General features: G+C 73.0%; 18 protein-coding genes, 4 tRNA genes and 1 pseudogene. 8 read left to right on the plus strand and 15 right to left on the minus strand.

The annotated features are described in order from the left end of the window. Window positions 1-3: 3 nt before the first annotated feature. Both SAM23877_RS17380 and SAM23877_RS17385 read right to left on the minus strand, forming a co-directional pair. A complete protein-coding gene (locus SAM23877_RS17380) occupies window positions 4-885 on the minus strand; it encodes a DUF2797 domain-containing protein (protein ID WP_053133680.1) in 882 nt (293 codons plus the stop codon). 75 nt (window positions 886-960) lie between these two features. Then, a complete protein-coding gene (locus SAM23877_RS17385; RefSeq protein ID WP_053133683.1) occupies window positions 961-1377 on the minus strand; it encodes a hypothetical protein in 417 nt (138 codons plus the stop codon). Between the two features lie 138 nt (window positions 1378-1515). Between SAM23877_RS17385 and SAM23877_RS17390 the strand changes: the two genes are divergently transcribed. Then, a complete protein-coding gene (locus SAM23877_RS17390; RefSeq protein ID WP_053133686.1) occupies window positions 1516-1908 on the plus strand; it encodes a winged helix-turn-helix transcriptional regulator in 393 nt (130 codons plus the stop codon). Between the two features lie 31 nt (window positions 1909-1939). On the opposite strand, the gene SAM23877_RS17395 is transcribed toward SAM23877_RS17390, so the two are convergent. The 3 genes from SAM23877_RS17395 to SAM23877_RS17405 all read right to left on the minus strand — a co-directional run bounded on the left by SAM23877_RS17395 (window position 1940) and on the right by SAM23877_RS17405 (window position 3943). Further along, entirely contained in the window at window positions 1940-3427 is a 1488-nt protein-coding gene (locus SAM23877_RS17395; protein ID WP_079030265.1) for a peptidoglycan D,D-transpeptidase FtsI family protein, read from the minus strand. Between the two features lie 149 nt (window positions 3428-3576). Beyond that, window positions 3577-3649 (minus strand) — tRNA-Arg (locus SAM23877_RS17400). A gap of 203 nt (window positions 3650-3852) precedes the next feature. Then, window positions 3853-3943: transfer RNA gene (locus SAM23877_RS17405), tRNA-Ser, on the minus strand. A gap of 179 nt (window positions 3944-4122) precedes the next feature. Between SAM23877_RS17405 and SAM23877_RS17410 the strand changes: the two genes are divergently transcribed. Then, window positions 4123-4584 carry an SSI family serine proteinase inhibitor gene (locus tag SAM23877_RS17410; RefSeq protein WP_053133689.1) on the plus strand — a complete coding sequence of 154 codons (462 nt, stop codon included), beginning with the start codon at window positions 4123-4125 and terminating at the stop codon, window positions 4582-4584. 203 nt (window positions 4585-4787) lie between these two features. Beyond that, window positions 4788-9329 carry a hybrid sensor histidine kinase/response regulator gene (locus SAM23877_RS17415; RefSeq protein ID WP_079030266.1) on the plus strand — a complete coding sequence of 1514 codons (4542 nt, stop codon included), beginning with the start codon at window positions 4788-4790 and terminating at the stop codon, window positions 9327-9329. A gap of 203 nt (window positions 9330-9532) precedes the next feature. Here SAM23877_RS17415 and SAM23877_RS17420 read toward each other — a convergent pair whose 3' ends face one another. After that, window positions 9533-10111, minus strand: coding sequence for a TetR/AcrR family transcriptional regulator (locus SAM23877_RS17420; protein ID WP_053133695.1), 579 nt, complete (start codon window positions 10109-10111; stop codon window positions 9533-9535). Window positions 10112-10246: 135 nt separating this feature from the next. Here SAM23877_RS17420 and SAM23877_RS17425 point away from each other — a divergent pair, with 135 nt between their 5' ends. Further along, complete coding sequence (locus SAM23877_RS17425; protein ID WP_053133698.1) at window positions 10247-11470, plus strand: MFS transporter; 1224 nt, start codon at window positions 10247-10249, stop codon at window positions 11468-11470. A 135-nt stretch (window positions 11471-11605) separates the two neighbouring features. On the opposite strand, the gene SAM23877_RS17430 is transcribed toward SAM23877_RS17425, so the two are convergent. The 3 genes from SAM23877_RS17430 to SAM23877_RS17440 form a co-directional block, all read right to left on the minus strand. After that, entirely contained in the window at window positions 11606-13282 is a 1677-nt protein-coding gene (locus SAM23877_RS17430; protein ID WP_053133700.1) for a long-chain fatty acid--CoA ligase, read from the minus strand. 125 nt (window positions 13283-13407) lie between these two features. Beyond that, entirely contained in the window at window positions 13408-14040 is a 633-nt protein-coding gene (locus SAM23877_RS17435) for a SigE family RNA polymerase sigma factor (protein WP_162492108.1), read from the minus strand. A gap of 362 nt (window positions 14041-14402) precedes the next feature. Next, window positions 14403-14729: a hypothetical protein gene (locus SAM23877_RS17440; protein ID WP_053133704.1), complete on the minus strand. Its 327-nt coding sequence runs from the start codon at window positions 14727-14729 to the stop codon at window positions 14403-14405. A gap of 407 nt (window positions 14730-15136) precedes the next feature. On the opposite strand from SAM23877_RS17440, the gene SAM23877_RS17445 reads away from it, so the two are divergent. Together SAM23877_RS17445 and SAM23877_RS17450 are read left to right on the plus strand one after the other, a co-directional pair. Further along, window positions 15137-16003, plus strand: coding sequence for a bifunctional DNA primase/polymerase (locus SAM23877_RS17445; protein ID WP_053133707.1), 867 nt, complete (start codon window positions 15137-15139; stop codon window positions 16001-16003). A gap of 275 nt (window positions 16004-16278) precedes the next feature. Then, on the plus strand, window positions 16279-16737 hold the full coding sequence (locus tag SAM23877_RS17450) for a hypothetical protein (RefSeq protein WP_053133710.1): 459 nt from the start codon (window positions 16279-16281) through the stop codon (window positions 16735-16737). Here the strand turns inward: SAM23877_RS17450 and SAM23877_RS17455 are convergent. Beyond that, window positions 16725-17504, minus strand: a complete 780-nt coding sequence (locus tag SAM23877_RS17455) for a DUF4232 domain-containing protein (protein WP_244902957.1) — start codon at window positions 17502-17504, stop codon at window positions 16725-16727. The genes SAM23877_RS17450 and SAM23877_RS17455 overlap by 13 nt on opposite strands. Window positions 17505-18049: 545 nt before the next feature. Next, window positions 18050-18143 (minus strand) — tRNA-Ser (locus SAM23877_RS39655). Between the two features lie 233 nt (window positions 18144-18376). Here SAM23877_RS39655 and SAM23877_RS39660 point away from each other — a divergent pair. Continuing rightward, window positions 18377-18805, plus strand: coding sequence for a hypothetical protein (locus tag SAM23877_RS39660; RefSeq protein WP_159041984.1), 429 nt, complete (start codon window positions 18377-18379; stop codon window positions 18803-18805). 56 nt (window positions 18806-18861) lie between these two features. Here the strand turns inward: SAM23877_RS39660 and SAM23877_RS17460 are convergent. Then, a pseudogene (locus SAM23877_RS17460) lies at window positions 18862-19503 on the minus strand (tyrosine-type recombinase/integrase); the annotation flags it as partial. Here SAM23877_RS17460 and SAM23877_RS17465 point away from each other — a divergent pair. Further along, window positions 19390-19977 (plus strand): GntR family transcriptional regulator, encoded by a 588-nt coding sequence (locus SAM23877_RS17465; RefSeq protein WP_079030269.1) that lies wholly within the window; start codon window positions 19390-19392, stop codon window positions 19975-19977. The pseudogene SAM23877_RS17460 and the gene SAM23877_RS17465 overlap by 114 nt on opposite strands. A 1-nt stretch (window position 19978) precedes the next feature. Here the strand turns inward: SAM23877_RS17465 and SAM23877_RS17470 are convergent, their stop codons facing one another. The 3 genes from SAM23877_RS17470 to SAM23877_RS17480 all read right to left on the minus strand — a co-directional run bounded on the left by SAM23877_RS17470 (window position 19979) and on the right by SAM23877_RS17480 (window position 22443). After that, the gene (locus SAM23877_RS17470) at window positions 19979-20530 is read right to left on the minus strand and encodes a hypothetical protein (RefSeq protein WP_159041985.1); all 552 of its coding nucleotides are present in this window, start codon (window positions 20528-20530) and stop codon (window positions 19979-19981) included. Between the two features lie 248 nt (window positions 20531-20778). After that, window positions 20779-20865: transfer RNA gene (locus SAM23877_RS17475), tRNA-Ser, on the minus strand. A 102-nt stretch (window positions 20866-20967) separates the two neighbouring features. Then, complete coding sequence (locus SAM23877_RS17480) at window positions 20968-22443, minus strand: S1C family serine protease (protein ID WP_053133720.1); 1476 nt, start codon at window positions 22441-22443, stop codon at window positions 20968-20970. Window positions 22444-22462: the final 19 nt, after the last annotated feature.

The following is a 22462-nucleotide window of genomic DNA, read 5'->3' on the forward strand; positions in this document are numbered from 1 at the left end:
AGGTCAGAACAGCCCGTCCTGGACGCCCGCCGCCCCCTTGAGATCCCGCACCGGCACGGCGCACGGCGCGCCGTCGGCCGGCACCAGCTCCCACCCGGTCATCAGCCGCGTGTCCAGCACCACGACCCCGCGCTCCGTCGCCAGATGCAGATCCGGGCCCGCGGCCGCCACCAGCTCGCCTCCGACCGCCCCGCCCGCCACCAGCTCGGCCACCTCCGCCACCGCGGCCGGCCCGGGACCCGCCCCCGCGATCCCGAACACGCCCGCGTGGTCCACGCCCCGAAACGGCTCCGGCGTCAGCGACTCCGGCCAGCCACCGAGCCCCACCGCCCGCGCGTGCAGCTCCGCGATCTCGGCCAGCCGCTCCGCCCCGGTCTCGGGCAACCCCGCCCGCACCGCTCGCTTGCGGGCGTACGGGATCCGGTCGGGCACCCGCAGCGCGGCCCGCAACAGCTCCTCGGTGCGCCGCGCGGCCATCAGCGGTCCGCGGCCCAGCCAGCTGAAGCACACGGCCCCCTGCTCCAGGAGCCGGGCGTCCCCCCGCGCGTACGCGGTGATCCCCACCTTGACCAGGCCCGGCCCGAACCACGCCAGGTACACGCGGTACGGCCGCGGATCGTCCGCGATCGTGTCGGCGGCCACGGAGTGCGCCCGGTCCAGCCGCGCGCACTCCTCGCACCGCGCCCCCGTGCTCCGCCCCGGCACGGCGGCCCCGGCCGGACACGCGTGCCCCCGCGCCCCCACGCAGGTCCGCACACCCCCTTCGGCGACCGCGAAGGCCACCCGCTTCCCCCGGGTCAGCGCACTGCCCCGCCCGCCGACCCACCGCAGCACGGGACCGTCCACCGCCCATCGCAGTCCCGCGCACTTCCACGCCTGTGCCATCGCCGTCGAGACTACGGGCCCCCACTGACAACGCCCCCGGCGGACCGGGGGGCGTCGTACGGGACAGCTGGTGCGTCAGAGCCAGGCGGTCCCCAGGGTCAGCTTCTCGACCCCGGTGACGTTCTGCACGTCGCTGTCGTAGGTGAACTCCTTGTAGGCGGCGCCCCCGAAGTGCGGGCAGGCCATGGTCGAGCCCTCGAGTTCGGTTCCCGTGGTGGTCCGGAAGGTGACCCACCAGATGACGCAGCCGCCGTCCGGGCTTCCCCAGCCGCCGCCCGGCAGCAGGTCCTCGAGCCAACCGCTCACCCGCGCCTGCCCGTTCTCCACGCAGACCTCGATCTCGCCCCTGCCGTACTTGTGGGTCTGGCTGTCGGTGACGCACTCGGGCGCCGCCTCCGCCGGCCCCGAGGCGGCCGAGGCCGTCGGCACCGCGAGCAGAGCCGCCGTTCCCAGCACTCCGGCGATGGCTGTCGCACGCACGAATCCACGCATGTCGTGTCCTCCCCCTGATCGACAGCGATCACCGTACAAGGCGGCCGCATCCGAACAGTAGATCGAAAAGAGTCGTCCCGGCTGGCCAGGAAACACACTTTCCTGCCGAAAGTACCTACCCCTGCGTAGGGTACGAACATGGCCGACAGCAGGACGACCCTCGTGAACCGCGCACGCGCCGCCGACGGCGCGACGACGTGCCCCGAGCGCCTGGTCATGGAGCACGTCACCAGCCGCTGGGGCACCCTCGTCCTGATCGCGCTGCTGGACCGCTCCTACCGCTTCAGCGAACTGCGCCGGGAGATCGGCGGGGTGAGCGAGAAGATGCTGGCGCAGACCCTGCGGACGCTGGAGCGCGACGGCCTGGTCCACCGGGACGCCAGGCCCGTCATCCCGCCGCGCGTGGACTACTCCCTCACGGACCTCGGCCGGGAGGCCGCCGAGCAGGTACGCGACCTCGCGCTCTGGACGGAGCGGCGGATGGCGGCCGTCGAGCGGGCCCGCGCCGCGTACGACGCGGCGAAGGCGTGACCCACCCGGCGCACCGCCGTCCGCGACCGCGTCACTGCTGAAGGACCGCCTTCATGACGCTCTTGGCGATGGGCGCGCCGAGACCGCCGCCGGAGATGTCCTCACGGGAGATGTCCATGTCGGTGGGGTCGATGAAGACGGCCACGGCGACGGAGGACCCGTCGTCCTTCTTGCCGTAGGAGACGAACCAGCCGTAGGGCACCTCGTCGTTGACGTCGACACCGCGCTGCGCGGTACCGGTCTTGCCGCCGACCGTGATGCCGTCGATCTGGGCGCGGCGGGCGCTGCCCTCCTTGGCGGTGAACTCCATCATCTGCTGGACCTTCTGCGCGGTCTCGGCGGAGACCGCCTCGCTCATCACCGCGGGCTCGGTCTTCTCCAGCGTGCCGAGGTCGGGGCCCTTGACCTCGTCGACGATGTAGGGCTGCATCACCTTTCCGTCGTTGGCCAGTCCGGCGGTGACCATGGCCATCTGCATCGGTGTGCTGGTGAGGCTGCCCTGGCCCATGCCGGTGAGCGCGGTGCCCGGCGCGTCGAGACCCTCGGGGTAGAGGCTCTTCGTGGCGAGCAGGTCCCCGAAGTCGTCGGAGTAGACGTTCTCGTTGAAGCCGAACTTCTGGGCCGTCTCCCGCAGCTTGTCCTGCCCCAGTTCGGCGGCGGCGTCGAGGAAGACGTTGTTGCACGAGTACTGCATGGCGGTCTTCATCGAGGCCTTGTTGCAGACCCCGTCGCCGGCCTCGCTGCCGATCTTGTTGCTGGACTGCGGCAGGGGATAGGGCGACACCGCGTCCGTGCGGGCGTCGATGTCGGTGACGACCCCGTGCTCCAGCGCGGCGGCCGCGGTGAGGATCTTGAAGGTGGAACCCGGCGGGTAGGTCTCGCGCAGCGCGCGGTTGGCCAGCGGCTTGCGCTTGTCCTTGTCGAGCGCCACGAAGCGGTCGGACTCCTTGAAGGTGCTGCCCGCGAAGACCGACGGGTCGGCGGAGGGGGCGGAGACCAGGGCCAGCACCTTCCCCGTCGCCGGGTCGAGGGCGACCACGGCGCCCCGCGCGCCCTTCAGATCGGTCAGCCCGTCCCAGGCCGCCTTCTGCGCCTTGGGGTCGATGGTGGTGACCACCGAACCGGCGCGCCGGCCCTCACCGCTGACGACGTCGGCGAACCGCTGGAAGGCCAGCCGGTCGTCCTTGCCGGTGAGGATGCCGTCGTAGGTCTTCTCCAGCAGCGTCATGCCCTGGGCCTGCGACGCGTACCCCGTCACCGGGGCGTACATCGGCCCGTCGGCGTAGGTGCGCTTGAACTTGAGGTCGGTGCCCTTGACCTCGGTGGAGCCGGTGATGGCCCGGCCGCCGACGACGATGTCCCCGCGCGGGGTGGCGAACTGCTCGATCTGCACCCGCCGGTTCTTGGTGTCGGAGGCGAGCTCCGGTGCCCGGACGTACTGCAGCCAGTTCGCGCGGATCAGCAGACCGAGCACCAGCAGTCCGCAGAAGATCGCCACAGCCCTCAGCGGCTTGTTCACCGGTTTCCCCCGTCAAGGATCGGCCGGACGGATATGAAGACGCGTCCTCGCAACATGGGCACACCCTAGACACAGTCGCGGAGGCCGTTCATCCGGGTGGCGAAAAGCCAGAGGCCCCGTCGACTGCTCGACGGGGCCTCTGGCACATGTGCACTCGGCAGGATTCGAACCTGCAACCTTCTGATCCGTAGTCAGATGCTCTATCCGTTAAGCTACGAGTGCTTGTCTTGTTCAGTTTTACCGCCGCTCCCGTTCCTTCCGGCCCGTTCGCGGCGACAGGAAGAACATTACATGACTGCCGCCGTCATGTGAAATCCGTTAGCCCCACCCCTTGTGACCTGCGGAAACGCCGTTCAGGGCGTCCAGTGGGGACCCCGGACAACACCGAAGCCCCGGCCGTGTGGGCCGGGGCTTCGGTGATCGTGCGGAGGCGGAGGGATTTGAACCCTCGATGGGCTTTAAGACCCAAACCGCATTAGCAGTGCGGCGCCATAGACCGGACTAGGCGACGCCTCCAGACAACATCACCTCTCGCGTGCGAGCGCGAGTGGCGCGTGCCGATGATGACACAGTTGAGCGCGCTGTCACCAATCGACCCCCACGGTACTAGGCGGGCGGGCCGCAGGGCAAAGCCGTTGCGGGGCGGTCCGCGTCCGGCCGCGCAACGTCCGGCGGGCCGGCGCGTTAGTCAGGGCATGCTCCAGGTCACCCGCACCCCCGCCGCCCGCCTCCTCGGCGCCGCCGCGCTGTCCGTCGTCTCCCTCGCCTCCCTGTCGGCCGCACACCCGGCCGCGGCCCACGGCTTCGGCGCACCGGACGGCGATCACCTGACCGTCACCGTCCGGGACGCCGGGCCGGGCGCGGACGGGACGTACGAGCTGCACTGCGACCCCGCCGGCGGCAGCCATCCCGACCCGGCCGGCGCCTGCGGCGTCGTCGAGCGGGACACACGGTGGGGGCAGGACGCCTTCGCACCGGTGCCCGCGGGCAGCGTCTGCACCATGCAGTACGGCGGACCGGCCACCGCGCACGTCACGGGCACGTGGGCGGGCCGCCCCGTCGACGTGACGTACGACCGGCGGGACGGCTGCGAGATCTCCCGCTGGGACCGCATGGTGCCGCTGCTGCCCGAGGTGGGAGCGCCGGGACGGCCCTAGCCGGGCGCCTCTCCGGGGCGCCGAAAGGGCGGCGCCCGGACGCCCGGTCACACGTTCTACGTCACTTCCGCGTGCGACCTCCGTCCCGTCCCACCCCGCCCGGCGGGCCCCAACCCTTAGACTCCCTCGCGTGACACGCTGCGGGCCCATTGGCAAGATGGCCCAGGCGGTCGGCAAGTGCGGTAACAGGAGGGAAGCGTCTCGTGAGCAGCAGGCCATCCCGAGGCGCTGCTCGCCTCGCAGCCATACTGGACGCGCTGCCGGACGCGTTGGTCCTGGTCAACGCCAACGGCACCGTGGTCAACGCCAACACCATCGCGCTGGAGGCCTTCGAGACTCCGGGCACCGCGCTGGTGGGGCGCGGGCTGCTGGATCTGCTGCCGCAGTTCGACTCGCGGCTCATCCCCGGGTCCATGCGGCGGCCGGACCACATCGACCCGCGGGCGCGCACCAAGCCCACGCGGATGGTCGCCCGGCGCACCGACGGCTCCGAGTTCCCGGTCGAGGTCACCAGCGCCAACCTGGAGACCGGCCAGCAGGCCTACGACACCTACGGCTACACCGGCGACGAACTGCTGATGCTGGTCGTCCGCGACCTCTCCGGCACCGTCGACACCGAGGCCGAGCTGGCGCGTTCGCAGCGGCAGACCGAGATGATCCTGCGGGCCGCGTCCGAGGGCGTCGTCGGCACCGACACCGACGGGCGGATCGTCCTCGTCAACCCGGCCGCCGCCCAGATACTGGGCTACCGGGCCAGCGACCTCGGCGGCCGTGAACTCCACACCCTCGTCGCGCACTCGCGGGCCGACGGCTCCCCCTTCCCGTACGACGAGTCCCCGCTCGCCGACACCCTGCGCTCCGGGCGCAAGCACCGGGTGCGCGGGCAGGTGCTGTTCGCCAAGAGCGGCGACCAGGTGCCGGTCGACCTGACGACCGCGCCCGTGCGCGACGGCGACCAGCTCGTCGGCGCCGTGATGACCTTCACCGACCGTCGCCCGTACGACGCGGTGATCAAGGAGCACGAGGACGCCGAGCGGCGGCACGCCGAGGAGCTGGAGCGGCTCGCCGAGGAGCACGCCGCCGAGCTGACCGCCCTGCGCCAGGAGCACGTGAACGAGCTGGCGGAGCTGCGGGAGAAGCACGCGGAGGAGATCGCCGCGGACGCCGACCGCTACGCCGCGCTCGGCGAGCGGGAGAAGGACCGGTACGAGGCGCTCGCCGCCCGGCACGAACAGCTGCTGACCCTCCTCGGGGGTTCGCTGCGCGGCCCCCTGGACGAGCTGCGCCAGGAACTGGCCGCGCTGGCCGCGGACGACGCCGGGCAGTTGTGGCCCGAGGCCAACCAGGTGCTGCACCATCTGTCGGCCGGCTACTCGCGCATCACCACCCTCATCGACAACGTCCTCGGCTACCAGCGCCTCGACGTCGGCAACGAGAGCGTCGCCCGTACGAAGGTGATGCTGGACGCCGTCGTCGCCGCCGGTGTCGACGGGGCCGTCGAGCTGATCGGGCCGGGACGCGTGCAGTTCGCCGTGCACGCGCCGCCCATCGAGGCCGAGGTCGATCCGCGGCTGCTGGCCGTCGCGCTGGCGCATCTCGTCGCGGACGTCGCGGGCGTCGACGCCACCGGCAACTCGCCCGTGTCGGCGACCGGCGGCTACCTGGACAACACCGTCGTGGTCGCGGCGGCGCAGCGCGGCGAGGGCGTCCGCATCGAGGTGCGCGGGCCGTACGCCGGCGGGGACCCGGTGCACGAGCCCATCGTGCGCGGGATCGTGCGGGCGCACGGCGGCGTGCTGCAGACGCACCGGGTGCCGGGCATGAGCGGCAGCGCGTACGTGCTGGAGGTGCCGATCGGTGGTGGGGCGGGGGCCGTCGCCGCGGCCCCGGCACCGGACGCGGCGGCGCAGGCCCACGCGGAGGCGCCGGCCGACGGTGCCGCGGGGGCGGGCAGCGCCCTGGCCCTCCAGGAGCCGGCGCCCGGTGCCGGGCGGCGGCGCGCTCGGCGGGCGTCGGTCGACGCGTTCCTGGAGAGCGGAACCGACGGTGCGGCGGGCGAGGGTGCCGAGGCCGCCTCCGCCGGCCCCGAGGAGGGTGCCGTACCGACCGGGCGGCGCAGGCGGCGTGCCGTGCAGGGCCAGGAGCAGGCCGCCGGGGAGCAGATCCCGCCGTCGGCCCCGCTGCCGGTCCCCGCGCAGGCGGCGCCGGGCGAGGGGTCCGGCGGGACCGGGCGCCGGCGCGGGCGTCCCGCGGAGAACGCGGACGCCGTCGGCGAAGGCCCGCACCCCGCGGCGCTCGCCGGGGTGTCCGAGGGCGCCGTGGTCATGGCCGGCGAGCACGGCGGTGGGGCCGCGGCCTCCAACACCGGACTCGGCGGGACCGTACCGCCGCAGGGCGTTCCCGGGCCCGGTGGCCGACGGGCCCGGCGGGACGGCGGTGAGCAGCACGCGCTGCCGCCGGCCCTGCCCGCGCAGGCCGGGGCGGCCGACCCCGCCGACGCGGCCCACCCGGCCGACGCGGACCGGCCGACCGGACGCCGGCGCCGGGCCCTGGCATCCGCCAACGAGCGTGCCGCCGCGCAGGAGGCGGCGCCGCGTCAGGTCTTCGCCCTGCCGCCCGCCGACGCGGACCGGCCCTCCGACGGGACGGTTGCGTCGCACGGGGCCCCCGGGGCGGCGGCAGTGGCCGAGGCGCACGGGGCGAGGGAGACGGCGGAGCCGCACGGAGCCGCAACTGCGGGGCCGCAGGGGCCGGCCGGGACGGCGGCGCCCGCGACGGTGCCTCCGGGCCAGGTCCACGTGCCCGGCCCGGCCGTTCCCGCCGACGTCCCGCTCGACGAGGGCCGGCACGACGCCGTACCGCACCACCAGACCGACGACCACACCCCGCCGCAGCCGCACCCGACCGAGGCGCCCACGGGACGCCGTCGCCGGGCCGGGGCCACCGCCCAGCAGGAGGCGGAGTCCGTACCGTCGCCGGCGCGGGGTGGTCCGGCGCAGGGCGCGCCCGTGCACGGGGCGCCGGTGCCGGCGCGGAACACCGCCGCCGGTCAGGGCGTACCGGCGCAGGGCGTACCCGAGCAGTCCGCACCCGGACCGGTTCCCACGCCCGGACCGGTTCCCACGCCCGGACCCGTTCCCGCACCCGGACCGGTTCCCGCGCCCGGGCCCGTCCCCGCGCAGGCCGCCGCACCCGGCGAGGCGCCGCGGCCGGCCGAGGCCGCCGCCGGCGCCGGCGCCGCTCACCACCCCGCCGGCGCCCCCACCGACGCGCAGCCGTGGCCCGGTGCCGCGGACGTCTCCGGAGCCGGGGCGCCCGTACCGCCCCACGGCGCACCCCTCCCGCCCACCGGCGTGCCCGCACCGCCCACCGGCGTTCCCGGCCCCGCGCCCGCGGTCGCCCCCGGCTCGGCCGGAGCGGCCCCCGCCGCGCCGCAGGGCCCGACGCCTCCGGCGCCTCCGGTGCCCCCGCAGGGCGCCCCCGTCTCCACGCCGAGCCGGGGCACCCCGCTGCCGCCCGAGAACGCTCCCGCTCCTCGCGCGGCGCAGCCCCTGCCCGCGGAGGCGTCCGCGCCCGTCGACCCCAACTCGACCCAGGGACGGGCGATCAGCGTGCGGACGCTGGGCCAGGGCGTGCCGTTCAACCGGCAGGCGGTCCAGGTGCAGCAGCCGTCGGCCACCCCCGCCCCGCAGCAGCCGAACGGGTCGGGCCGGCGCCGCAAGCTGGGTACGCCGCCCGACCCGGGCACGGCACGCCCGGAGCCGTCGGCCGAACAGCCGCCCACCGCCGCGCAGCCCGCGGCCCAGCAGCCCCAGCCCCAGCCGCCGGGGCAGGAACAGCCGCCCCTGGCCGGGGGACAGCCCCGACGCGCACCGGGCACGGAGGGCGTCGGACGGTCGTACGCCATAGGGGCGCCGGACAAGAACGCCGCCGAGGGGCCCGAGCCGCTGGACGGGCCCGGCGGAGCCGTGGAGGTGGCCGACCCGCCGCGTCCGCAGCCGATGGACGACGAGCTGCCCCCGGAGCCGCTGGACAACCCGCGTCGGCTGCTCGTGTGGCCCGCGCCGGACGTCTCCACGCAGCAGGCGCTCAGCGACCGCGGCTACCGGCCGGTCATCGTGCACTCGCGCGAGGAGGTCGACGCGCAGATCGCCGCGTTCCCCGCCGCGCTGTTCGTGGACCCGCTGACCGGGCCGATCACCCGCACCGCGCTCCAGTCGCTGCGGCAGGCGGCGGTGGCCGCCGAGGTGCCGGTGCTGGTCACGGCCGGCCTCGGGCAGGCCTCACGCGACGCCGCCTACGGTGCCGATCCCGCCGTGCTCCTGAAGGCGCTCGCGCCGCGGGACAGCGAGCAGCACCCGCCGCGCGTCCTGCTGATCGAGGAGCACGCGGAGATCGCGCTGGCGCTCACCGCGACCCTGGAACGGCGCGGGATGCAGGTGGCGCGGGCGGCGAGCGACGCCGACGCGGTGACGCTGGCGGGGCAGTTCCGGCCGAACCTGGTCGTGATGGACCTGATGCAGGTCGAGCGGCACCAGGGCGGACACGCCGGGATCATCGACTGGCTGCGCGCCAACGGGCAGCTCAACCGCACCCCGCTCGTCGTCTACACGGCCGCCGTCGACCAGGCCGACCTGCCACGGCTGGCCTCGGGCGAGACCGTGCTGTTCCTGGCGGAGCGTTCCACCAGCGGCGAGGTGCAGTCCCGGATCGTCGAGCTGCTCTCGCGGATCGGCACCAACTGACGTGCACCGGCGGGCGCGCACCGACTGACGTGCGTCGACTGACGTGCGTTGACCGACGTGCGTCGACTGACGTGCACCGATTGGCGCGCACCGGATGACGTGCACCAGCTGACGTACGCCGAACGAAGCACCGGAGTCGGGGGGAGTCGCCCCGGCTCTCGCTGCCCCTCGGCGTCCCGCTGTGCTCCCTCTGCGGCTCCCCGCTATCCCGCGATGATCCTGCGGGCCGCCTTCTTGATCGAGGCGCGCAGGCGGTCGGCGTCCGTGTCCTCGGCACCGACCAGGACCCGTTTCATCTGGGGCACGACCGACGCCCAGTTGGCCATCGCGACCAGCAGGAAGAGCAGGTCGGAGGCCGGGATCGCGTCGGTGACCACGCCGCGCGCCTGGCCGTCCCGCACGGCGGCGACCTTGCGGGCGTAGTGCTCCTGCCGTTCGGCCTCGTGGGGCAGCTCGGCGGTGCCGTACTCCATGCCCTCCCAGAAGAGGAGGCGGAGCAGCTCGGGGTGGGCGGCGTGGTAGTCCATGAGGCGGTCGACCCACCCCTCGACGTCGTCCGGGTCGACGGGGACGGAGATCGCGAGGTCGAGCATCTTCTTCTCGAGGACGGACGCGAACAGCTCGTTCTTGTTGCCGTAGTAGGCGTAGATGAGCTGCTTGTTGGCCTTGGCCTCGGCAGCGATGCGGTCGATGCGGGCGCCGGCGATGCCGTGGCGGGCGAACTCGGCGACCGCGGCCTCGAAGATCCGGGCCTTGGTGGCCTCGGGGTCTCTTGCTGCCATGGAGCCAGGGTAGCGGGGCGGTCGAGGTGACCAACCGTTTGGTTGACACGGCTCGGGAATGAGGACGAGACTCGCGTGGTTACTTCCAACCAACCAGTTAGTTGCTAGTGTGCGCTCGAAGGAGTCGCTCCGCCCATGCCGTCACCGTCAGCAGCCACCCGGACCACGCCGGAGACCGACGCCCCCGGCGCCCTCCCGGCAGGGACCTCCGCCTCCTCCCGCCTCCTCCTCCCCCTGATCGCCCTGTGCACCGCCGTCACGGCGGCCAACATCTACCTCGCGGCGCCGCTGCTCCCGCTCATCGCCCAGGACTTCCGCTCGACTCCCTCGGCGGTGGCCTGGCTCGCGTCGGTCGCGCAGTTCGGGTACGCGGCCGGGCTGCTCTTCTTCGCCCCGCTCGGGGACAGCGTGAACCGGCGGCGACTGGTCGCCGTCCTCTCGCTGGTCGCCGCGGCCGCGCTGGTCGCCGGCGCCGCGTCGGGCGGGACCGGCATGCTCGCCGGTGCCGTCCTGGTCGCCTCCGCCGCGACCGTCGTCCCGCAGCTCCTGGTCCCGCTGGTCGCCGAGCGCGCCCCCGCCGACCGCCGGGCCCGTCACGTCGCCGCCGTCATCGCGGGCCTGTTCACCGGCGTCGTGGCCGCCCGGGTGCTGGGCGGGCTGGTCGGGCAGGCCTTCGGCTGGCGCGTGGTGTTCGTGGGCGCGGCCGCGCTCACCGTGGTGCTGGGCCTCGCGACCGCATACGTCCTGCCCGTGGAGCGGCGGCGGCTCCAGGGCCCGCTGTTCGCGGGGCTCGCCGCGCTGCCGGGGGTGCTGCGCCACTCGCCGGACCTGTGGCGGGCCTGCGTGCGCCAGGCCGGCATGTACGGCGCCTGGAGCGCCCTGTGGACCTCGCTCGCGCTGCTCCTGGCCGGTGACGACGGGTACGGCATGACCACCGCCGCGGCCGGGCTGTTCGGCCTGTTCGGGCTCGCGGCCAGTGTCGTCGCGCCGCTCGCGGGCGGCTTCGTCGACCGGTTCGGTGCCGCCAGGGTCGTACGGTCCGCGTATCTGCTCGCCGCCGTGTCGGTGCCGCTCTTCTGGCTGGGCGGGCAGGTGATGGCGGCCCTGTGCGCGGCGGCGGTCCTGGTGCACGCCGCCCTGGTCGCCTCCCACGTCGCCAACCAGACCCTCGCCCTGACCACCACCTCCGCCCCGGCCACCGCGAACACGGCGTACGTCGTCGCCGGCTTCGCGGGCGGTGCCCTGGCCTCGGCCCTCGCGGGACCCGCCTTCGGCCACTGGGGCTGGCCGGGTGTCTGCGCGGTGGCGGCGGCCTGGCTGGTGCTGGGGTGGGCGGCGACCGCCGTACGGAAGCGGTGAGCGCGGCCGTGCCGGGCGGGTCACCCCACCGGACGGTCCGGGCGGGTCACCCCAACGGATGTGCCGGGCGGGTCACCCTCACCCCACCGGACGTGCCGGGCGGGCCCCGCCCGACCCGGCACGCGCCGGAACCGGTCAGAGCCGGGTGATGTCCAGGCCGCCGTCGGCGTACTGCCTGCGCAGCACCTTCTTGTCGAACTTGCCGACGCTCGTCTTCGGCACCGCCTCGATGACCGTCCAGCGCTCGGGCAGCTGCCACTTGGCGATCTTGCCGTCCTCGGCGAGGAAGGTGCGCAGCTCCTCGAAGCCGGTGCTCGCGCCCTCCTTGAGGACGACCGTGGCCAGCGGGCGCTCGCCCCACTTGTCGTCGGGGACGGCGACCACGGCGGCCTCGGCGACGTCCGGGTGGGACATCAGGGCGTTCTCCAGCTCCACCGAGGAGATCCACTCGCCGCCGGACTTGATGACGTCCTTGGCGCGGTCGGTGAGGGTGAGGTAGCCGTCGGGGGAGATGGTGCCGACGTCGCCCGTCTTCAGCCAGCCGTCCTCGCTGAACTTGTCGGCGGGGCGCAGCGGCTCGGCGCCGGGGCCGTTGTAGTAGGCGCCCGCGATCCAGTTGCCGCGGACCTCCAGCTCGCCGGCGGACTCGCCGTCCCAGGGCAGGCGCTCGCCGCCGGGGCCGGTGAGCCGTGCCTCGACACCGGCCGGGAAGCGGCCCTGGGTGAGGCGGTAGGCGAACTCCTCCGGCGTGCCGACCGCGTGGGCCGGCGGCCGCGCGACCGTGCCCAGCGGCGAGGTCTCCGTCATGCCCCAGGCGTGGCAGACCCGCATGCCCAGCGCGTCGAAGGCCTCCATGAGCGACGGCGGACAGGCGGACCCGCCGATGGTGACCTGCGTGAGGGAGGAGACGTCCCGGGGCTTCGCGGTCAGCTCGGCCAGCAGGCCCTGCCAGATGGTGGGCACCGCGGCGGCGTGCGTCGGCTTCTCGCTCTCGATCATCTCGGCGAGCGGCGCGGGCTGCAGGAAGCGGTCCGGCATCAGCATGTTCACGCCGGTCATGAAGGTGGCGTGCGGCAGCCCCCAGGCGTTGACGTGGAACTGCGGGACGACGACCAGCGAGGTGTCCTCGTCGGTCAGGCCCATCGACTGCGCCATGTTGACCTGCATCGAGTGCAGGTAGATGGAGCGGTGGCTGTAGACGACGCCCTTGGGGTCACCGGTGGTGCCGGAGGTGTAGCACATCGCGGCTGCGGCACGCTCGTCCAGCTCGGGCCAGTCGTACGCGGCCGGCTTCCCGGCGAGCAGGTCCTCGTACTCGTGCACCCGGACGGACGTCCCGTCCAGCAGGGAGCGGTCACCGGGACCGGTGACGACGACGTGCTCGACCGTCTTCAGGTGCGGCAGCAGCGGGGCGAGCAGCGGCAGCAGCGAACCGTTGGCGATCACGACCCGGTCGGCGGCGTGGTTCACGATCCAGGCCAGCTGCTCGGGCGGGAGGCGGAGGTTGAGGGTGTGGAGGACGGCGCCCATGGAGGGGATCGCGAAGTACGCCTCGACGTGCTCCGCGTTGTTCCAGGCGAGCGTTGCCACCCGTTCGTCGTCCTGGACCGCCAGGTCCTCGCGCAGCGCGTGCGCCAGCTGGGCGGCGCGGGCTCCGATCTCGGCGAAGGAGCGGCGGTGCGGTTCCCCCTCGCCGGTCCAGGTGGTCACCTGTGAGCCGCCGTGGATCGTCGACCCGTGGGTGAGGATTCTCGATATCAGCAGCGGTACGTCCTGCATCGTGCTCAGCACGGTGTCCTCCCGGGGCGACATTGCCTACGCGGCGGCAAGAGTTGCGCTGATTCTGCGCACATACCGCGCGGTATGTCACTACTCCCGGGTGATCGATCAGTGGGCGTTCTCCGGCGGAGCGGTCCGGCACAGGCCCACAAACCCGCCTAGGAGCGGACAATTCCCAGCTCAGGGTCGTCGCGGAGCTTGCCGAGCGCCCGGGACACCGCCGACTTCACCGTGCCCACGGAAACCCCGAGCACTTCGGCCGTCTGGACCTCGCTGAGGTCCTCGTAGTACCGGAGGACGACCATCGCCCGCTGCCGGGCGGGCAGCTTCATGATCGCCCGCCACATCGCGTCGCGCAGGGCCTGCCGCTCCGCCGGGTCGTCGCCACCGGGGACGGGCTCCGGCTCGGGCAGCTCGTCGCAGGCGAACTCGTCGACCTTGCGCTTGCGCCACTGCGAGGTCCGCGTGTTCAGCAGCGCCCTGCGCACGTAACCGTCCAGGGCGCGGTGGTCCTCGATGCGGTCCCAGGCCACGTAGGTCTTGGTGAGCGCGGTCTGCAGCAGGTCCTCCGCATCGCTCGGGTTCGCGGTCAGCGACCGGGCGGTACGCAGCAGCACCGGCTGGCGGGCCTTCACGTACGAGGAGAACGACGGGTACGGGAAGGTCTGCGTCCTCGCTGCCGCCAGGGCTGTGGCCCTGGCCGAGCCCCTGGCCGGGGCCTTGGCCGGGGCCTGGGCCGGGGCCTGGGCCGTGGCGGCGTCCGAAGCGCTGGTGCAGACGAGTGTGGTCATGACTCAACGCTATGAGCGAGAGGGTGCCCGGCGGATCGGCCGCAGGTCCCGAAGCAGAGTCCGCCTCAGGTTGTAGGGGTGGTGCCGGCTGCACCTCCTGTAGGTGGACGGGAGGAGGAGACGTACTGCGGGTTCACCCCTGGGGGCTCGCCGGAGCACGGTCCCGCCGGGGCTCCCGGGCGCGGGGCCAGGGGGTCCGCGCACCAGGGGCCGGGCGCGGGGGCGGACCGCTCACGCACGACGAAAACGCCTGAGCGGCGGTACCGGAGTACCACCGCCCAGACGTCTTGCGACCCCTTGAAGCACACCCGCACGGAGATCGAGGGGCCGGCGCGGGAACGCACCCGCGCCGGGCCCTCAGCTCACCACCACAGCGGGGTGAAGCTGACGGCCACGTTCTCGTTGCCCTGGTTGATCGCGGTGAACGCGGAACCGTCGACCTGCGCGGTGTTGCTCTGGTTCGACGCCCCCGAGCCGACCGCCTGCTGCTGCGTGGTGGACGAGTTGCCGTTGTTGTCCCCGCCGACACCGCTGCCGAGGATGCCCGCGAAGGCCTCCGCAGCGGTGGCGTTCGATCCGTCGTCCGCGAGGGCGCCGTTGTCCGCCGTCGCCACCCCGCTGAAGAGAGCGGCGGCGAGCGGGAGGGCGGCGACGGCGGCGACGACGCGGGCGGTACGGATGCTTGCCATGTGTGTTCCTCCAGAAACAAGCGCGCTTCGGCTCCAGCCGAGCACGCGAGAAGTACGTGAAGCTGCCTGGACCTGCGTGAAGTTGCGTGAAGCGGATTCCAACAAGAGCTTCTGCCGAGGCAGTTGGCCGACCGCCTCGACGCTGTGCACGACGTCGCGTGATCAGAGTTGCCCACCGAATCCCCGGCGAACCACCCCGGAAGCCCCGATTCGCCCTCAAGCGTGAGGACAAGTCGATAAACCCCTTTGCCCCCCCTTCCGCGCCACCTCGGGGCAGCACGGACAGGAACACCCCAAGCGCCACAAGAGGTGAAGCGTTCCGCCACTTTCTCCGCCCCTCACACCTCCCCGGCGCGTCGCGCGCGGCCGCCCTTCCCTTTTTCGAACGTACGTACGAACATAGACGCATGGCCACCACCGACCGGCAGGCCACGACCCTGGCCCTCGCCCATGCCCTGTCAGCCGCCGAACGCGGGCTGGCCGTCATCCCCCTGTCCCGGACGAAGCTCCCGGCCCTGCGCTCCCCCCACCGCGACGATCCGGCCCCGGCCCCCTGCCACGGCGAGTGCGGCCGCCTCGGCCACGGGGTCCACGACGCCGCCACCGACCCGGCCCGCATCCGCGAACTCTTCGCCGCCGCCCCCTGGGCCACGGGCTACGGCATCGCCTGCGGCCTGCCCCCGCACCACCTCATCGGCGTCGACCTGGACACCAAGTCGGAGACGGACTCCTCGGCCGCCCTGCGCGAACTCGCCCTGCGCCACCTGTTCACGATCCCGCCGACGGTCGTCGTCCTGACCCCCAGCGGGGGCCGCCACCTGTGGCTGAGCGGCCCGCCCGACGCCGTCGTGCCCAACTCGGCCGGCCGCCTGGCCCCCGGCATCGACATCCGCGGCGCCGGCGGCTACCTGGTCGGCCCCGGCTCCCGCACCCGGCACGGCACGTACACCGCCGCGCCCGGCACGGCCCACCTCGCGCCCGCGGCCTGCCCTCCCGCGCTGCTGCGCCTCCTGCTCCCCCCGCCCCGCACCCCCCGGCCGTCCCCGGCCGGGACCGGGGAACACGGTCAGGGGCTCGTCCAGTTCGTCCTCGCCGCCCACGAGGGCCAGCGCAACACCCGCCTCTTCTGGGCCGCCTGCCGTGCCTACGAGGACGGCATCGGTCCGGCGCTCGTCGCTCCGCTGGTGGACGCGGCCCTCGACACCGGCCTGACCGAACGCGAGGCCCGCGCGACGATCGCGTCCGCGGCCCGTATGACGGGCCACCGCCCCTGACCCGACGGCCCGGAGCTCCCGCCCCCACCTACTGCGTCCGCCCTCGTCCCAGCCCGTTCACCACCGACCGCGTCCGCCCTCACCTCCACCGACCGCGTCCGCCCTCACCCCCGCCGACCGCTCCGCCTCACCTCCGCCGACCGCGTCCGCCCTCCCACTCGCCGCCCCCGTCCGCGCTCACACCCGGCTCACGCCCTCCACCCCCGCTCACGCCCTCACCCCCGCTTACGCCCCCACACCCCCGCCCCCCTCGGCACGAACCCCGAAAGCCCTTCATGCACGACCGCCCCCGAGTGCCGGCCCTGTCCCTGACCCGGGTCGTCCTGTCCTCCGGCCGCAGCGTCGACCTGGCCGAACTGCACCTCACGTCGACGTACGGAGGCCTGTCGGAGGGCTACCCGTGCGGCCCCGTCAACGACCTGCGCATCAGGGAGCTCGTCCACACCGCCGAGCGGATGTCCCCTGCCACGCCGGTGCATCTGGTGCCGCCCGCGCGCGAGTACCCGGACCAGTACGCGGGCGCCTTCGGCCCGGTGGAGGTGCTGCCGCGCGTGGCCTGCGTGGGACGCTTCTCCTCCGCGGCCCTCGATCCGGCCAACGACCCGTTCCTGCACCGCTCCGGACTGACCGTCGTCTGGTTCCAGCCCACCTCACGCGTCCCTTCGGCGCGGGACACGGAGCCCGCCCTGCGGGACGTGGACTGGACCGGCCTGGCCCGGGACTACGAGCTCTGAGGCCGGTCCGGCACGCCGCCGGCCTCTTCCTTCCGCCAGGGACCGACGCCGAGTTCGCCCGTGGTGCCGAGATCGAGATGGGGCGCGACCACGACGGGATCGGAACCGGACGCGGCCCGCACCCTGACGTACGGCACGGTCACCGCCTCCCCGAACTGGGTGGTGTTGCGCCACGCCATGCTCGCCCCGGCGGACTCGCCCGGCCGCAAGGTCACCCGCCGGACCGGTTCTCCCCCGCCCGCCATGGGGATGCCCTCGGTGCCGCGCAGGATCTCGATCCCCTCGACCGGTGCCAGCTCCTCGTCGAGCAGCTGAAGCACCGGATATCCCTCGACGGAGTACGGACGGGCGCCGCAGTTCTCCAGATGCAGCCCCACCACACGCAGCCCCATGGCGGCGTCGCCCTCGTCCGCCGTGAGCCGCAGCCCGGACGGCGGGCAGGAACCGGCGGCGGCCGGAGCCTCGTCGGCGGGCACCCGCTTCACGTCCAGGATGCGCACGTGTGCCGCATCGAGGCGCTGATCACTCAGGTGTCCGACCTCATCGAGCGTGCGCCGCACGGTCCGCCCCGCGGCCACGGAAGCAACCGTCTCCGTGACGTCGGACATCGCCCTGCCCTGGTCGTCCGTCAGGGAGAAGGTGATGGTGTAGGTGAAGGGCTCGGCCCCCCGGTTGGTCACCGCGTACGCGACCACACACGCGGACCCGCCCTCCGCGCCGGAGGACGCGCTCGCCCCCGGCAGCCCCGGAAGGCTGTCCGCCGTCACGGACACCCCGGGGCGCCGGGTCGCTCCGCCGTCGGACGACGGACCCGCACTCGGGCCGTCGCTCCGCTCGGCCGTGCCGACGATCCGCACCCCGTCGTGCTCCGGCCCGGCTGCGCCGGAAGCCTGCGTCCCGCACCGGCTCCCCGGCCCGCTCTCCTCTCCCGCTCCGCCCCCTCCGGACGCGGCGTTCTGGGTACCGCAGGCACCGATCAGGAGACTGGCGAGGAGAGCACCGGAGACCGCGAGCGGCACTCGGAGCCGGAGAATACGCATCGCCCCAGCCCACCAGCCCCGCCCCTCGACGGCCGTGGCGGAAGCCACACTTCCGGCCACAGGCCTGTCACAGTCCCGCCTCCTCGCCCCACGAAGACGCCCACGGCGACAAGCCCGCCGGTCACCACGCACCCGCCCACCAGGACCGCCCCCACGGCCCGGCGCCGCGGACCGGCGCCGTCGAGGAAGGTGACCGAGGACGGGCCGCGTCACCCTCACGGACACACCGACGGCCCCCGACCGATTCACCTGGTCAGGGGCCGTCAACTCACTGCGGTGGGTGTGGGATTTGAACCCACGGTGACATCGCTGCCACGACGGTTTTCAAGACCTTTCGGCGTCCTGGGACACTTGGACGTCCCCCGCAGGTCAGACTGCTACTTGCGCTCCACCGGGGCCGTGGTCGCCATCGTTGTGCCCGCTGCGTGCCCCTCGGACAAGGTCGTGCCTCATGTGCCAGTCGGTCACTGACCGTCTGCCGGTCCATTCTCATGCCAGGCGTAAACACGGACTGGGTCGAGGTGGAGTTCATTCGGGCCCATGCAGTCGGCCGCCCAGGTGGCCAGGCGGGAGCCGCAGCAGCACGCCAGGTTGGGCCCATGCGCACCAGTGGGCCCGCAGCACCCGAGCCAGTTGTTCCCCAGCTCGAAAGCTTCGAGGCGCGGCACGACATCGTCCGGGTGCACGACGAAGCTGTCACGCCACCCGGCAGACACCGTGACGCCGGTGCTGGCAACCCGCAGCAGTTCGCGCCCACCACTGCCGACGAGGTGATGGGACTCATCAGCGATAACGAACGGGGCACCCCACGGCTCGGGATCGATGGCGTAATGCCCGTTGGGGACAGTGGATCGAGCCCGACCGGTCTTCCCGTCCCTGCCATCGTCTGGGTCATCCACCCGTGGAACGGCCGGGAGCGCCACCAGGTCCCCGGTGAGGGCTGTTCCGCACTTGGCGCAATAGAAGACGGTCACACCCTGGGTTCTACCGTGGGCCGGGCCGGAACGTCCAAGGACATTCAGGCATGAAGGCGGCCCCCGACCAGGTGCATGGTCAGGGGCCGGCCAACTGAGTCGCGCGGCGATCAATCCGAAACGGCGCCCGCGGAGCCGTCGCCGGTGTCCGCCCCGTGGAGCCAGGTGTCCGCCGCTTCCGCCACCTGATCATCGCGACCGGCGACCGGCCGGGCGTAGTGGCGGGTGGTAACGCTGGCGTTCGAGTGGCCGAGTCGGTGGGCAGCGGTCATCACGCCGTACCGGTCGGCGACCCAGGTGCCGTGCGAGGCACGCAGATCATGCGGGGTGACATCGGTCAGGCCAGCAGCCGAGACAGCAGGATCGAAGTACGCCTTGCGCCACTGGTTGTAGCGCAGGGGCTTGCCGCCAGGGGTCGTGAAGAGGAGCGCGTCATCCCCGCCGGGCAGAGTCTCCAAGTGCCGGCCCAGCCGCTTGGCAAGGGACGGGCCCACGCGGAGCAGTCGCTTCTGATGCGACTTGGGAGTGTCGAAGACCAGCGAGCCGTTCGCCTCGGCCAGGTTCTCGTCGACCAGGACGAAGCCGCCGGACACGTCGATGTCCACGCGCCGCAGGGCGAACGGCTGATCTCGCAAGGCGTGCTGGAGGGCCGAGCCGGTTCGGGTACCTACGTCGCTGAGCCCCGGCAGCGCGTGCGCGTGGTGCGGTCGTCGGCGCGCGAGCAGCCCGAAGGGTCGCCGTTCCGAGCGGACATGAAGGCCGTCGGCAGGCAAGGCGATTGGGAAAGCAGGACCGACGCCAAGGTGCCGGCCCCGGCCGAAATCGCCGCCCGGCTCGGTATTGCCGAGGGCGAGCTGTGCGTCCGGACCGCGTATGAGTTCCTGGCCGACGGCAGGCCCGTGCAGCTCTCGACCAGTTGGGAGCCGTACGACCTCACCGCCGGCAGTCTCGTCGTCCTCCCCGAGGGAGGGCCGCACGCCGGTGCAGGCGTCGTGAATCGGATGGCCGCCATCGGCATCACGGTGAGCCATGCAGTGGAGCAGCCCGAGCCCAGGCAAGCGACCGCCGAGGAGGCGTCACTCCTCGGCATCCAGAAGGCCGCCCTCGTCACGCACATCCGGCGGACGTACTACAGCGACCAGGGACGGCCGATCGAGACGGCGGACATCGTGGTGCCAGCCGCGCATTGCGAGATCGTGTACGAGATTCCGATCAGCCGGGCGTAAGTCACTCGCTCTCAAGTGCGGCTCGTACGGCCTTGGCGTCCGTACGGTCAGCCAACGTGCGGCGCTCAGCATCCGTGCCCTCGGCGTCGCTGTCGTCGACGGCGATGAGGTGGGCTGCCTGATCGACGAGCCACGTGCCGTTGGCCCCAGGAACCAGCCGCAGCGCGGTGTGATAGCTGAAGGGGTCTGGCTGACCTCGCTCTATGGTCGCCCGCAGTCCGATTCCGGCAGGGTGGCGGCCGAACGATGGAACCTCAAGTGCCTCACCGATACTCACCCTGCTGTACGAGTAAGTACGACGCGGGGGCACATCGTAGATCTCGATGCACTCGGCTACGGTGTCTGCCCCCAGGCTGTGCAACAGGCGCTTGGTCCCGGCTTCGCAGGCGGCCTCAAAATCTCGATCCACGTAGGCTTGTTCGAACGATCGGGCAGCCTCAATCGCAGCTGCCCGATCCCTAGTGTCTATGCCGTCCGTGTCATCGCAACCAGACAGCGGCAGGATCGCCGCCAGCAGACACATCCCGGCAGCACGCCGGATCCGAGCAGCCATGCCCCGTCCCCCGTATCCCATCCGCCCAACTCATTGTCGTTCGGAGGATTACAGCACAGGGTCAGAGTCCGATGATCCAAACGCGAATGACCTTGGCGACTAGGCGGCAAGGGCCCTCAGGGCATGCCCCAGCCGTGCCCCTTCCGTGCCCGATCGGCCGGGAAATCGCGGGGGACAGCGGTGTTCGACGGACAGCGCATACGACGACGGCCCCCGACCGTAAAGCCTGGTCAGGGGCCCTATCGCTGCGGTGGGTGTGGGATTTGAACCCACGGTGACATCGCTGCCACGACGGTTTTCAAGACCGTTCCCTTAGGCCGCTCGGGCAACCCACCCGCGCACCGTCCACCTGGGGCGGAGCGGCTACAGCCTACCGGGCCCGGGCCCTGTGCGGGGCCCGGGCGCCGGGGTCGGTGGCGTGGTGGTGGGGGCGACGGTCAGTCGTCACCGAGCTTGGAGCCGAGGGTGAGTTCGGTCGTGCGCTCCTTGCCGCCGCGCTCGTAGGTGACCGTGACCTTGTCACCGGGCTTGTGGGTCCAGATCTCGCCGATCAGGGTCGGTCCGCTGTCGATCACGCGGTCGTCGAGCTTCGTGATGACGTCACCGGGCTTGAGGCCCGCGTCGGCGGCGGGACCGCCCGACTCGACGGGATCGGAACCGTTGACGCCCTGCTCGGTGAGCTTGGCCCCGTTCGCCGTCTCCTCCAGGGAGACGGAGGCGCCGATCTTCGCGTACACCGGCTTGCCGCTCTTGATCAGCTGCTTGGCGACGAACTCGGCCTGGTTGACGGGGATCGCGAAGCCCAGACCGATCGAACCGGACTGGCCGGTGCCGAAGCCGCCGTTGCTCGTGGACTGGATCGCGGAGTTGATCCCGATGACGTTGCCCTGGGCGTCCAGCAGCGGGCCGCCGGAGTTGCCCGGGTTGATCGACGCGTCGGTCTGCAGCGCGCTCATGTAGGACGCCTTGCTGCTGCCGCTGCCGTCGCTGGAGGCCACAGGCCGGTTCTTGGCGCTGATGATGCCCGTGGTCACCGTGTCCGACAGGCCGAAGGGGGCGCCGATGGCGATCGTGGAGTCGCCGACCGCCACCTTGTCGGAGTCGCCGAGGGGGAGCGGGTTCAGGTCCGAGGGGGCGTTCTCGAGTTTGATGACCGCCACGTCGTAGCCCTGGGCGTGGCCGACCACCTCGGCGGCGTACTTCTTGCCGTCGGGGAAGGTCGCGCTGAGCTTCCCCCCGTCGACCGCCTCCGCCACCACGTGGTTGTTGGTGACGATGTGGCCCTGCTTGTCGAAGACGAAGCCGGTGCCGGTGCCGCCCTCGCCGTTGCTGCCCTCGGCCTGGATGGTGACCGTGCTGGGCAGCGCCTTGGCGGCCACGCCGGCGACCGTGCCCGCGTCGCGCTTGAGGGAGCCGCCGGTGTCGGACGCGGAGACCGTCGTCGAACCGGTCTCGTCGTTGTTCTTGGCCAGGGTGTAGCCGAGGCCGCCGCCCAGACCGCCCGCGACCAGCGCGGCGATCAGGAGCCCGGCGACCAGGCCGCCGCGACCGCGGCCCGGCTTCGGCCCGGGCGGCTGGTACGAGGCACCCCAGCCGCCCTGGCCGCCACCGGCACCGCCACCGCCGTACGCCGGAGTGCCCGGCGGCGGGGGCGGGGGCCAGGAGGCGTCGGGCGCCGTGTGCCCGTGAGGCGCGCCCGTGCCCGTGCCTTCGGGCGCGGGCTGCTGCGGTGCGTGGGCGGCGGGCGCGGCGAACGCTCCGTAACCGTCGTACGGCGCGGCCGCGGGCGCCTGCGTCGGTGGCTGCTCCGGGTGCGGCGCGGCCGGCTGGGGGGAGGCAGCGGGAGTGTCCACCGGCGCGGGGGGCGCGGACGGGGCCGGGGGTACCGCGGTGCCCTCGTTCTCGGTGCTCACAGCTTCTCTCCTCGTTCCA

The sequence above is a fragment of the Streptomyces ambofaciens ATCC 23877 genome (genome assembly GCF_001267885.1).
Taxonomy (GTDB): domain Bacteria; phylum Actinomycetota; class Actinomycetes; order Streptomycetales; family Streptomycetaceae; genus Streptomyces; species Streptomyces ambofaciens.